Annotated in this window: 14 protein-coding genes; 6 read left to right on the top strand and 8 right to left on the bottom strand. The window is 41.4% G+C overall.

Annotated elements, in window-relative coordinates; translation table 11 throughout:
* Positions 1-146 precede the first annotated feature (146 nt).
* From cbpB to fadH, 6 genes are all read right to left on the bottom strand, one after another.
* The gene (cbpB, locus tag WA279_RS05310; protein WP_003218674.1) at positions 147-590 is read right to left on the bottom strand and encodes a cyclic-di-AMP-binding protein CbpB; all 444 of its coding nucleotides are present in this window, start codon (positions 588-590) and stop codon (positions 147-149) included.
* A 137-nt stretch (positions 591-727) separates the two neighbouring features.
* On the bottom strand, positions 728-925 hold the full coding sequence (abbA, locus tag WA279_RS05305) for an AbrB antirepressor AbbA (RefSeq protein ID WP_010886502.1): 198 nt from the start codon (positions 923-925) through the stop codon (positions 728-730).
* Between the two features lie 132 nt (positions 926-1,057).
* Positions 1,058-1,576 carry a ribonuclease H-like YkuK family protein gene (locus WA279_RS05300; RefSeq protein WP_003232389.1) on the bottom strand — a complete coding sequence of 173 codons (519 nt, stop codon included), beginning with the start codon at positions 1,574-1,576 and terminating at the stop codon, positions 1,058-1,060.
* Between the two features lie 110 nt (positions 1,577-1,686).
* Positions 1,687-1,926 (bottom strand): YkuJ family protein, encoded by a 240-nt coding sequence (locus WA279_RS05295; protein WP_003218671.1) that lies wholly within the window; start codon positions 1,924-1,926, stop codon positions 1,687-1,689.
* 646 nt (positions 1,927-2,572) lie between these two features.
* Positions 2,573-3,796 (bottom strand): EAL domain-containing protein, encoded by a 1,224-nt coding sequence (locus WA279_RS05290; protein ID WP_336154570.1) that lies wholly within the window; start codon positions 3,794-3,796, stop codon positions 2,573-2,575.
* Positions 3,797-3,859: 63 nt separating this feature from the next.
* Complete coding sequence (gene fadH, locus WA279_RS05285) at positions 3,860-4,624, bottom strand: 2,4-dienoyl-CoA reductase (protein ID WP_015383534.1); 765 nt, start codon at positions 4,622-4,624, stop codon at positions 3,860-3,862.
* A gap of 142 nt (positions 4,625-4,766) precedes the next feature.
* Here fadH and WA279_RS05280 point away from each other — a divergent pair, with 142 nt between their 5' ends.
* The 4 genes from WA279_RS05280 (at position 4,767) to WA279_RS05265 (ending at position 8,136) form a co-directional block, all read left to right on the top strand.
* Positions 4,767-5,627, top strand: a complete 861-nt coding sequence (locus tag WA279_RS05280) for a metallophosphoesterase (protein WP_336154568.1) — start codon at positions 4,767-4,769, stop codon at positions 5,625-5,627.
* 56 nt (positions 5,628-5,683) lie between these two features.
* Entirely contained in the window at positions 5,684-6,178 is a 495-nt protein-coding gene (locus tag WA279_RS05275) for a L,D-transpeptidase family protein (RefSeq protein WP_123373645.1), read from the top strand.
* Positions 6,179-6,253: 75 nt separating this feature from the next.
* Positions 6,254-7,546: an MFS transporter gene (locus WA279_RS05270; protein ID WP_014479656.1), complete on the top strand. Its 1,293-nt coding sequence runs from the start codon at positions 6,254-6,256 to the stop codon at positions 7,544-7,546.
* A 125-nt stretch (positions 7,547-7,671) separates the two neighbouring features.
* Positions 7,672-8,136, top strand: a complete 465-nt coding sequence (locus tag WA279_RS05265; protein ID WP_003232406.1) for a YkyB family protein — start codon at positions 7,672-7,674, stop codon at positions 8,134-8,136.
* A 43-nt stretch (positions 8,137-8,179) separates the two neighbouring features.
* Here the strand turns inward: WA279_RS05265 and cheV are convergent, their stop codons facing one another.
* Positions 8,180-9,091 carry a chemotaxis protein CheV gene (gene cheV / locus WA279_RS05260; RefSeq protein WP_014476655.1) on the bottom strand — a complete coding sequence of 304 codons (912 nt, stop codon included), beginning with the start codon at positions 9,089-9,091 and terminating at the stop codon, positions 8,180-8,182.
* Positions 9,092-9,294: 203 nt separating this feature from the next.
* On the opposite strand from cheV, the gene WA279_RS05255 reads away from it, so the two are divergent.
* Positions 9,295-9,456, top strand: coding sequence for a hypothetical protein (locus WA279_RS05255; RefSeq protein WP_003245246.1), 162 nt, complete (start codon positions 9,295-9,297; stop codon positions 9,454-9,456).
* 201 nt (positions 9,457-9,657) lie between these two features.
* The gene (locus WA279_RS05250) at positions 9,658-10,839 is read left to right on the top strand and encodes an aminotransferase A (RefSeq protein ID WP_014476653.1); all 1,182 of its coding nucleotides are present in this window, start codon (positions 9,658-9,660) and stop codon (positions 10,837-10,839) included.
* Between the two features lie 9 nt (positions 10,840-10,848).
* Here the strand turns inward: WA279_RS05250 and kinA are convergent, their stop codons facing one another.
* On the bottom strand, positions 10,849-12,669 hold the full coding sequence (gene kinA / locus WA279_RS05245; protein WP_015252197.1) for a sporulation histidine kinase KinA: 1,821 nt from the start codon (positions 12,667-12,669) through the stop codon (positions 10,849-10,851).
* Between the last annotated feature and the right edge of the window lie 9 nt (positions 12,670-12,678).

Below are 12,678 nucleotides of genomic sequence, written 5' to 3'. Positions count from 1 at the left end.
GTCGTCCTCCTTTTTGTTATCAATAAGTTTTTCTTATCTCCCATTCTAATAAAATCTTAGTTTCTTATTCAAGCCCTATTCTCGTTTAAATTATGTATGCGCTTTCTTTTTCGCTCTGGCTATATAATAAAAATAGGCCGTACAGCCTACTTATTCAACGAGCGTATATGCTTATTCAATTCCTTTAAAACGACTCTTCTCGTAAAAATCCCTTCAAATACCTGCTCGTCATTTTCAACACAGACAAATCCGTTATTAATGACCATGCCGAATCCCTTCATAATCGGATCATTGATATGAAGGCGCGGAATGTCGGTCAGCATGACTTCCTCAACAGTGATTTGGTCAAGCTTTTCAAACTCAATTCGCTCAAGTCCAAAAATACTGTTCATGATCATATTTGTCCCGATTAAGCCATGTAAACGGTAGGAAGGATCCAGAACCGGGATGGCTGTGTATCCGGTTTTTGTCAATACTAATAATGCGTGCTCAAGGTTATTTCCGACTTGCACGTGCGCTACTTTGTCCGCCTCAATCATAAATTGTCCGACTGTTGCCTCAAGAAGTTGATCTGATTGTAAGCTTATCATGTTTTCGACCCCTTTTCATTTTCATCATCAATACATTCCCTATATTGCAATAATATAAACTTTATCAGTATTTGTCGAAAAGTTTCCTTTCAATAAAAAAGATACTCTTTGTGGAGTATCAATTATAGGGTGTCCCATTAATTTTCAAATCGAAATCGGTCGTATAGCGTTACAAGTTTTTTGTAGGTGGTTCCGTCAACGTTTTTGGTCCCTGTCTCTATATCGTTGATCTCACTGCTTAATAGCTCGATGGCATACTCATGGTTGATCAGGATATTCAGCAGAAGTTTTTGTTCTTCTTCTGTAAATCGTTCACCGATAAGACTCATTCGCAATCAGGCCCCCTGTTTTATACTGAATACCTCTGAAAGCAAGACAACTTACTTTCAGCTCTACCGCTAGAATAAGTAATCAGATAACAAACGTCAACCGCATAATTCGACATTTACCTTGGCTTTTCAGCCAAATTATTTTGTGAAACGATTTGCATAGCTGAAGGCAGTGTATGAATCCGGCTTTATTTTGGCCTCAATCCCCATGGAGGTAATACGTCCAGTCATTTCTTGGATCAGATCTTTTGTAAGCCCTTTTTTCCCAATATCCAAGTGAACTTCAAAGGTAAGATCCGCCCCCTCACCGGTAAAGGGCAGGAGCAGATCGGTAATATCCATTAAGTGTCCATCAAGAATATGAGCGGCCGTTTCTTGGCTGTACGCCGTTTCTAACGAAATCTTCTCCCGAAGGCTATGTATGGGTCTGTCGACTGTATGATTTTTCAAGCAGCCCCAAGCTCCCTTGCCTGTACGATGCAAATGCAATGCGGTAATAAACTTTGTGTAATCGCGGTAAACCTGTGAATCGGTTCCGATCGATAACACATAAGAAGAACGGGGGTCCTTTTGAACAAAGGCTTTAAGCCGTTCCATCACATCTTGAAAGGTCATCTGTGCTTCTGAAAGATTATAAAACAGAAAAGAATCAGCCATCACGACACTCCTTTTCAAGGATTTACAACCATGAAACAAGTATGTTCCTTACCGTTTATTTCGATTACTTTTGCAAAGGCGGAAGCTTGTTCCCCCCTATTTCAGGAATCTTACTGAAGAAGTTCAAAGATTTCGATGGAAACCATGTCGATATTATCAAACGGATATGTGTTAGGTTTTTCACCTTTTTGGAAAACCGTCAGTTCAAACGTTTGATTTTTTTCGAAATATTTAACACTGCATATTTTCTCACCATTCACTTCGAAATAGCGCTGCATTGGCTCGTTAGCCGCTTCCGCTGTTTCTTGCAGACTTTGCAGCCGTGTGATGATACCCATTAATTGTGACATTCTAAAAAAAGACTCCTTTCAAAAAGCAACTTCAAATCAACAAGTATTTATTATAATACAAGTTCTATTGAGCATCATACCATAAAGTCGGACAGGATGGCATTTTCACTGCTGAATTTAAGCAAAGAAAAAAAGTGAAAAAAACTATTTTTCTTTAGTTTGAGGCTTTTTTTGAATGTCATGCACACAATTATAATTTTTTTCGAATCTTTGGCAGCATTAAGAATGCCTTTTTGCAACTTTGGCAAAACCTTCTTTTGAATTTTATGGTGAAGTCCCGCGTGGCCATAATCAATGGGAGTCATGCTGGATAGAGTAAACACGGACCTGAAATAAATAATCATTTCAGAACGAATTTTCCTCCTCACCCGTGCAGCAGTGTCAGGGGTGTTCGGCACTGAATGTTTCTCCCCGTGTTAAACGTTTACCACTAGTTAGGTTTATTGTTTCATTGGATTGTCCTATGCTTTGACAAATAAAAAACTTGGCGGGGGTAGCGCCAAGTTTTTTCGGATCTTGATCTGATAGAGGGGTTGGGGAACAGAGAGTAGCTTCTCTCTATAATTAAATGATAATGATTCTCAGTATCAATGTCAATCGTTTTTTGATATTTTTTTCAATTCATAAAAAAACGGCCTTTCAGCCGTTAAATCAATCCATCCTGCTCATATAAATATGAATAAGGCAAGTCTATAAATAAATACACCTGATCCTCCATCGGATACGAAAACGTTCTGATCATTTCACCTGTTTCCAAATCACTGTACAGATCACTGAAAAAACCTTTTCTGAGATTTCTCATTCTCATAATGTTCTCCAGAAAATAAGGGCGCCAGCTCCAGTTCTTTTCCGCATATTCCGGCTGATAAATCCATTCTCCGTCTTGCTTAAACACATTTCCCGTCAGCTGATCGCCTTCTTCATCACACATGTAAATCCTGAAGCTGCAATCTGTCAGCTCTTCCGCCAGCTTTTTAATAAAGTCATCATCAGAAGACAGATTGTTTTTTCTCAAAGAGGTCACAGCCTGATGCACTCGTTTGTAAAACTGTTCAGAGTGCTCATAGACGGTCTCCAGTTTCTTTTTCTCATGTGTGATAAATTGGTGAAATTCAGTTTTAAGTCTTTGTTTCAATACATCTCTCTCTAGAAACGTTTCAGATGGAGACACCAAGTAATAGCCCTGAAAATAGCGGCCTCCGTTTCTCCAGGCGTACTGAAGCTGGAAGTTCGCCTCAATGTCTTCATACAGCAGCGCCGCACCGATTTTTCTTGCTAATAAAGATATGCTGTACAGCACATGCTCATATGACGGTGACGGCTGTGACACTTTCAGCGCCTGCAAATCGATTTTTAACAGATCTGGTGAGAGCAGCGCGATTCTGTCCAAGTTGCTGCTTTCTTTTCCGATGTTGTCAACTGCGATTTTAATTCCGTATGTACGATAGTATGCAAGCATATGGTAGAGCTGCTCAATATCCCCTTCAAAATTGTGCTCTGTAATTTCAAGCACAAAACGGTGGAGTTCGATTCCCTTCGCTTCATATTCTTTCAGAAGCTCCAGAAAGCTTTCACCATGATCCAGCATCAGCAGATTGGCATCCTGATTCATAAAAATCAGCAGATCAGAATCCGCATCTAAAAAGCGGTCTAGAGCCTGGCGGATAATTCTGTTATCAACCTCTAATTTATATTCTTCGGGTATCCCCGCATCTAAAAAGAAGGGCCCGAGACTTTGGATTTCTGAATCTGCCAAAATTCGTCCAAGCACCTCATATCCGACAACCTTCTGTTCCTCGGCACTGAAAATCGCCTGGTAATATGGAAGGACATCATCAATGTTCGTTAAAATATCAAGTGGATCCAACATGTTATCACCTGCTTCTCTATCTTTGTCTGATTATACCACATTGAATCCAAAGATTAATATTCTTTAAAACGGATAAGGATTCAGCCATTGCCCTCCGTCCATTGTGATACAATCCCCGTTTATATAGGATGCTTCATCAGAAAGCAAAAACGCTGCCAAAGCGGCGATTTCCTCCGGTGTGCCCAATCGGCCGAGCGGCACACTGTTCATCGTGCGGGCCATCGCTTTTTCCGATTCAAATAGCTTCTCCGCACCGCCTGTTCGTTCAATCGGTCCGGGGGCTATCGCGTTTGTGCGGATGCCGTACTTGCTCCCCCACTCAACGGCCAGCGTTCTTGTCAGTGACAATACCCCTGCTTTGGCTGCAGCGGAATGAACGACCCCCGCTCCCGCTCCCCAAGCGTACGTGGCTGCCATATTTAAAATGACACCCTGCTGCTTCTGGTCAATCCAATGCCTTGCCGCTGCTTGGCTGCAAAAAAATGTGCCGTTTAAAACAATCTCAATAACGGCTTTCCATCCATTGGGCGTCAGCTTTTCTGCCGGACAAATAAAGTTTCCGGCCGCGTTGTTAATCAGCGCGTCAAGCCGGCCAAAGGCTTTTATCGCTTCTTTAATCATGTCTGAAGCGGCGGAATCGGAACGGACATCCATTTGAAAACAAGCGACCTGTCCCTCAAAGGTCTGAATTTCTTTTTTTGTTTCCTCAAGTGCTTCATGGTTCCTCCCTGTCACCATAACGTGCCACCCTAACTCAGCCTGTTTTTTTGCCATCGCTTTTCCCATGCCGCTTGACCCGCCGGTAATAATTACCGCCTTTTTTTCCATGTTTATCCCTCCAATTGTGAATGAGTATTCATTCAATAATATTCTATCATTATATCCCTGCCTCTGTCAGCACATGCTCATATGAGATTTTTATCAGATACAGATGATATAATAGAAAAACTCTATTAAAGGTTGGTTTGAAATGAAAAAGATGTCCAGAAGACAATTTCTAAAAGGAATGTTCGGCGCTCTTGCTGCCGGGGCTTTAACGGCCGGCGGGGGATATGGCTATGCCAGGTATCTCGAGCCGCATATGATCGAGACAACCGAACACACAATAAAAAGCTCTCTCATCCCGCACGGATTTGACGGTTTTAAAATCGTGCAGTTCAGCGATGCACACTTGAGTGATTACTTTACTCTCGAAGACTTAAAAACTGTCATTCTTACAATTAATGAATCTAAACCTGATCTCATTGTTTTTACAGGTGATATTATCGATAATCCTGATACGTACCAGCACCACCAGGCAGTCATTCCATTATTGAGAAAGCTTAATGCTCCCTTCGGCAAGCTTTGTATTTACGGCAATCATGATCACGGAGGTTATGGAACTGCCGTTTACAAAAGCCTGATGACGGCCGGAGGTTTCACGGTATATCGCAATGGCTATCAAACATTGTCACTCGCAGATGGCAGCAAAATCGAGATTGCTTCGCTTGATGACTTAATGCTGGGAAACCCAGATTATGAAGGCACCCTTTCAAGGCTGAGCGACAGACTTTTTTCCATTCTTCTCGTCCATGAACCTGATGCGGCCTTGAAAACAACAGATTATCCCGTGAACCTTCAGCTTTCCGGCCATACACACGGCGGCCAGATTCAGCTGCCTTTTTACGGACCGATTATTACGCCTCCATATGGAAAAGTCTACACAGAGGGAATGTATCAAACGGGCAGCACTCATATTTACGTAAACCGAGGCCTCGGGATGACCAGGCTGCCTTTGCGGTTACTGGCCAAGCCTGAAATCACTGTCTTCACCTTAAAAAGCACAAATTAATGTAGCAGGATGGGCTCCTCATCAATACTTATAAGTAAAAAAGGAGGATGAGGAAACTGCTTACGTACCAGGTGAAGCAAGGTGATACACTGAACAGCATCGCGGCTGATTTCAGAATCAGCACGGCTGCATTACTCCAGGCTAATCCGTCACTGCAGGCAGGGCTCACAGCGGGACAGTCCATAGTCATCCCCGGGCTGCCGGACCCTTATACAATTCCGTATCATATCGCAGTCTCAATCGGAGCGAAGACCCTTACGCTGTTCCTAAATAATCGGGTAATGAAAACCTATCCCATCGCCGTTGGTAAAATACTAACGCAAACGCCTACTGGCGAGTTTTACATTATTAACCGCCAGCGCAATCCCGGCGGCCCATTTGGCGCTTATTGGATGAGCCTTTCAAAGCAGCACTACGGAATACATGGGACGAATAATCCCGCTTCGATTGGTAAGGCTGTTTCTAAAGGCTGCATTCGCATGCATAACAAAGACGTGATCGAACTTGCTTCAATTGTGCCAAACGGAACAAGAGTCACGATTAACCGGTAATGTTTTCTTATTTGTTTCAAAAACAGGCGGTTTATAATATGATAAAGTGGGACCTTTAGGGTAAGGAGCGTTTTTATGGATATATTTAAAAATCGTAATTTTGTTCGTCTATTTTTCGCAGCACTCGCTTCTCAAATGGGCACGACAGTAGGCAACATGGCCTTTGCTTTTTTTTTGCTGGACCGATTCAGCAGCCAGCCTTCATATACGACCTTGGCGGAGCTGATGTATTCTCTTCCGACCATATTTGTATTTCTGATCGTGGGAGTCGTCGCAGACCGGTTTGACAGAAAAAAGGTGGCAGAAAATTGTGATTGGATCAGAGCAGGCCTGACTGTCGTGCTTTTTTTCACTTTATTTACCGGCAATATTCCTCTTGTTTTTTGTATCTTATTTATCAGAAGCGCTGTAACAAAGTTTTTCTTCCCGGCAGAAAACAGTTTAGTACAAGCCATTCTGCCGAAGGAGCATTATGCGAAAGCGGCAGGGCTTAATCAGATGCTTTTTAGCATTTTTATGGTGTTTGGAGTCGGTATAGGCGCGTTTATGTACAACACCATCGGTATTGAAGGCGCCATTATTCTTGATTTTGTCAGCTTTATCATTTCCGGGCTGCTGATCCGCAGCTGCCGGATTCCAAAAGAAGCCCGACAGCCAAACGGTGCATTCAGCTGGAGAAAGACTTCTGTTAAGGATTCAATAAATGACTTTAGAGAAGGCATCCTCTATATTTTAAAAAACAAATTGCTGGCATCTCTTATTTTTGGCTTCTTCATTTTTGGATTTGTCAATGGAGGATTCGCCGTATTGCCGATGTTTACAATGAAATATGGATTGGCGCCTGACCGTTATGAGTGGCATACGTCTGTATTTACGATCGCACTCGGGTTTGGGCTGCTGGCAGGCAGCGTAATCGGCACGATCATCTCTAAAAAAGTGAAGCCGCACTTTTTAATGTCGATACCGATTTTCATTGCAGGTTTGCTGATCTTCGTCCTCGGCTACACCAATATTTTATGGGTGTATTACGCGGCAGCTTTTGCACTGGGAATGTGCATCGGACCGATCAACATTGCAATCGGAGGGTGGATGCCCAAAATTGTTCATCCCAAACTGATGGGACGTGTAAGCGGCATGCAGGACCCTTTTATGATGTTTGCACAGTCTTTGACACTTGGCTTAGTCGCACTGTTATTCCCTAAGTTTGTTTCAAACATTGATTATCTTTATTACGGCATGGGTGTTATTATCCTGCTCGTTTTTATTTTTTATTTTATTGCACTGCCAAAATACAGTGCTCAGGCTGTGGAAGTGAATGTTCAGGAAGCATTTCAAGAACAGCCGAAAAAGAAGGCAAGATCTGTATAATGCAGGTTAAAAATGCGCTTTTTTTCTTAGAAAAAAGCGCATTTTTACATTCAATATTTGCATTTCAACTTTAAAAAAGTATAATCTAAACATATAGAAATTGATAAAAGCAAAGGAGAGAAATAATGGACGACCATGCATATACGAAAGATCTGCAGCCAACCGTAGAAAATCTTTCAAAAGCAGTTTACACTGTGAACCGCCATGCAAAAACCGCCCCCAACCCTAAATACCTATATCTGCTGAAAAAACGGGCTTTGCAAAAGCTTGTCAAAGAAGGTAAAGGAAAGAAAATAGGGCTTCATTTTTCAAAAAATCCAAGGTTCAGCCAACAGCAATCGGACGTGCTTATCTCAATCGGAGACTACTATTTTCACATGCCTCCAACTAAAGAAGACTTCGAACATCTTCCGCATTTAGGTACACTTAATCAATCGTACCGAAATCCTAAAGCTCAAATGTCTTTAACAAAAGCGAAACACCTATTGCAAGAATATGTCGGCATGAAAGAAAAGCCGCTAGTGCCAAATCGCCAGCAGCCAGCTTACCATAAACCGGTCTTTAAAAAACTTGGCGAGAGTTACTTTTAAAATAAAAACAGCCGTGCCTCTTTCTGGCAACGGCTGTTTTTATTTATTCAATAACATACGTATCCACTTTTTTAATCAAATCACTGATCTCAGGCTTGCTGATTTGCTCATCTGCGCCTACAACTTCGCCGCGGTGACGCAGATCATCCGTAATTAACGATGAGAAAATCATAACCGGCACATCTGAGCTTTTCGGATTTTCCTTCAGCAGCTTTGTGAGCCTGTGTCCGTCCATTTTTGGCATTTCAATATCAGTGATGATCATATCAATCTGTTCTGATAAATCAGTTTCGTTTTCAGCAAGGTTCATAATGTATTCATATGCCTCTTTTCCATTTTCAAACGAAGCGATATTGTTGTACCCTGCTTCTTTTAATTCATCCTGCAAGAGGCGCATCAAAAGCGGTGAGTCCTCTACAATGATAAGCTTTTTATCAGTTCTTCTTTCATCGAAGCCCTCGGTATGCATATTATACGTGTCAACACCTGAATCTGATTCAATGTCATAAATAATTTTTTCATAGTCAGGCAAAAAGATCATCAGGTCTTCGAGCTTAATAATCCCGGTAAGGTGCCGCTCCATTCCTTGATTTAACGATGTCGGCTTTTCAATCGCTTCCCAGGATACTCTGTGAATTTGAGAAACAGAGCCGACATGAAAAACAATTTTCCGTTTATTAAATTCAGTCACGATATATTTCTCATCTTTTGATCCTTCAGGCTCTACTCCAAAAAATGAGAAGAGACTGATCACAGGGAGAATTTCTCCTCTGAGTTTAATCATTCCTTCTACATGCTGATGGGAGTGAGGCACTGATGTCACCTCGACAGGCTGAATAATTTCTCTTACCTTCATGACGTTAATTCCGAAAGCATTTTCACCCACGCCAAACTTCACAATTTCTAATTCATTTGTACCAGAATCCAATAAAATTTCGTATTGTTGTAACGACAATTCAATCCCTCGCTATTCGCATTCAGTATTGTACTGTATATATCGGCGTAATTTGTAAAAAGTGAATGGCAGCTCTTCAAAATCGAATTCCGAAGGCAACAAGCCGCGTTCCTCAAAAAAGAAACTTTTTTCCTAATAACCATTGACTTTCCAACTAACAGTGATAAAATAGTCAAGGATTTTTCCAAAGAAGGGTGTAAATAATGGGTACCTTAGTAATATTTAAAGAAAACGAAATGACTGTTTTAGAGGATATCAGTGAAGAAACTTACCTGAATATGAAGAAAGAATCAGCTGACCTTCAAGAAGAGCATCCTCCGTATCTGATTTGGCACGAAGACCTTCATTTTGATTATGGCTATTAATGAAATTGGCACATATAAACAATAATAGAACATGATACAATAAAGACAATCAAATCGCTGGTTGTCTTCTTTTTTTCTGAAAAGAAAGGTATGTTTAGAAAAAAGGCGCATACAATCGAAATATATCAGTTAAAAAGGTGACAAATGATCAGCTAGTGGTAAAATAGGATAAACTCATTATATTTGTTAAGGTGATGAATTATGGAACATTTGCTGAATCCGAAAGCAAGAGAGATCGAAATTTCAGGAATACGCAAATTCTCGAATCTTGTAGCCCAACACGAAGACGTCATTTCACTTACAATCGGCCAGCCTGATTTTTTCACACCGCATCATGTGAAAGCTGCCGCAAAAAAAGCCATTGATGAAAACGTGACGTCATATACTCCGAATGCCGGCTACCTGGAGCTGAGACAAGCTGTGCAGCTTTATATGAAGAAAAAAGCGGATTTCAACTATGATGCTGAATCTGAAATTATCATCACAACAGGCGCAAGCCAAGCCATTGATGCTGCATTCCGGACGATTTTATCTCCCGGTGATGAAGTCATTATGCCAGGGCCTATTTATCCGGGCTATGAACCTATTATCAATTTGTGCGGGGCCAAGCCTGTCATTGTTGATACTACGTCACACGGCTTTAAGCTTACCGCCCGGCTGATTGAAGATGCTCTGACACCCAACACCAAGTGTGTCGTGCTTCCTTATCCGTCAAATCCTACCGGCGTGACTTTATCTGAAGAAGAACTGAAAAGCATCGCAGCCCTTTTAAAAGGCAGAAATGTCTTCGTATTGTCCGATGAAATATACAGTGAATTAACATATGACAGACCGCATTACTCCATCGCAAACCATTTGCGGGATCAAACAATTGTCATTAACGGCTTGTCAAAATCACACAGCATGACTGGTTGGAGAATTGGATTTTTATTCGCACCGAAAGACATTGCAAAGCACATTTTAAAGGTTCATCAATACAATGTGTCGTGCGCCTCATCCATTTCTCAAAAAGCCGCGCTTGAAGCTGTCACAAACGGCTTTGACGACGCATTGATTATGAGAGAACAATACAAAAAACGTCTCGACTATGTTTATGACCGTCTTGTTTCCATGGGACTTGACGTAGTTAAACCGTCCGGTGCGTTTTATATCTTCCCTTCTATTAAATCATTTGGAATGACTTCATTTGATTTTAGTATGGCTCTTTTGGAAGACGCTGGTGTGGCACTCGTGCCGGGCAGCTCGTTCTCAACATATGGTGAAGGATATGTAAGATTGTCTTTTGCGTACTCGCTGGACACGCTGAGAGAAGGTCTGGACCGTTTAGAATTATTTGTATTAAAAAAACGTGAAGCCATGCAGACGATAAACAACGGCGTTTAAGCCGTTGTTTTATTTTTTTGGAAATGAAATTTTAAACGCTGTGCCTTTTTCAGGATGGCTGTCCACATGTATAACTCCCTGATGGTTTTCAATGATATTAAATGTCACCATTAATCCAAGCCCCGTACCTTTTTCTTTTGTTGTTAAAAATGGCTCTCCAATCCGGTTTAGTACCTTTTCAGGTATACCTTCCCCTTCGTCTTTGACAGTAACATGAACAGAATGCTCATCTTCCGTGATGATAATGTCTACTGTTCCCCCATCAGGCATTGATTCAACTGCATTTTTGATTAAATTAATGAATACCTGCTTTAATTGGTTTTGATCCCCGTTTATATAAATGCTGTCTTTTTCATAGCTGGTTCTGATAAAAATGCCATTTAAATTTGCCTGTGTTTCTAACAGGGCTGAGACCTCACCAATTAATTTTTTCAAGTTCAAATATTCTTTGACAGCATTTTGCTGAGGTTTCGCCAGCATGAGCAGTTCACTGAGTATTAATTCAATGCGGCTGAGTTCAGAAAACACAATATCAAAGTAATGCTCGTTTCCTTCCATTGTCGGCTTCATCAGCTGTAAAAATCCTTTGATCGCTGTAAGCGGGTTGCGGATCTCGTGGGCGATTCCCGCCGCGAGTTGGCCTGCGATTGATAATTTTTCCGATTTCAGCATCAATTCTTCTGTTTGTTTTCTCTCTGAGATGTCCCGAAGAATGACCTGGACGGCCGCTTCACCAAAAAAGGTCGTCGGAATGCAGACCATCTCCGTATAGATGACCCTGTTCTGAAAGGTGAACCAGGATTGCTTGACAATTTCAGATTCTGTTTTTTGCTCGGCGATATTTTGGATTCTCTCTTTTACATCCTCGTGATCGCAAGGATGCAGCTGATCGTATATGTTTTTGCCAATTAAGTCCTCATAGGTAGCCGCTTCAAACAGGGAAATTCCCGATTCATTCATAAACACCCATTTTCCATTGTGAATCACCGCAATGGTATCAATGGAATTTTGAATCAGCAGCTGATATCGTTCACGGCTTTTTTGCAGGATGGTTTGGAATTTTTTCCTTGAAGAGATATCGATCAGCAGCAGCAGCTCAGCCTGCTGGTTTTTGTAGACGGTCGGGGATGCTTTCACTTCTAAATGAACAGGTGTGCCATCAAGCCTTTTCCACGTCTGTTCAATCATTCCGACTTCCATTCCTTTTTGCATTCGTATAATCCTGTTTTTCACGATATCATGATATTCTTCTTCAATAAATTCATAGGACCATTTACCAATAATAGCATCCTTGCTTTTTGCTCCCAGCATTGAGAGCATCGCGCTGTTTACATAGACGATCTTGCCTTTGACACTGATGCATAGCGGACTCGGGAGATTTTCAACCAACCGTTCATAATCATCCGTTATATATGTAGTCGATTCCGGGCTTGCAGGTTCGATTTCATGTTTTTCGCAGTTTAGGGATTGATGGCCTGTTTCTTCTTCAAGAACCTTCATTTTCAAAATGATTTCCCGTTCTGTCCGCTCAGCTCTTGTCGTAACAATTTCTACCGCAGCCTCCACCCACACAATCGTATGATCTTTTTTAATAAAACGAAAGGTGCACGGCATCAGATGATGTTCATTATAAAAATAGCTTTCAACCAAAAATTGGTCTTCCTCATGCAGAAACGTTTTGAGGAATGATCCGATCATCTCTCCTTGGAGATAGCCCAAATGCAGTTTGGAGTTGGCAGATATATAAATGATGCGTCCATTAGAGGCCAAGACTGCATGAATATCGGTTTTTGTTTGAAGTGGTTTAACATGCTGCGTATCCTGTTCCACAGAATCCCT

This window comes from Bacillus sp. 204(2023) (assembly GCF_037027505.1).
Classification (GTDB): domain Bacteria; phylum Bacillota; class Bacilli; order Bacillales; family Bacillaceae; genus Bacillus; species Bacillus subtilis.
The sequence above is the reverse complement of the archived record's forward strand: the minus strand, read 5'-3'. Positions and strand labels throughout refer to the sequence as shown.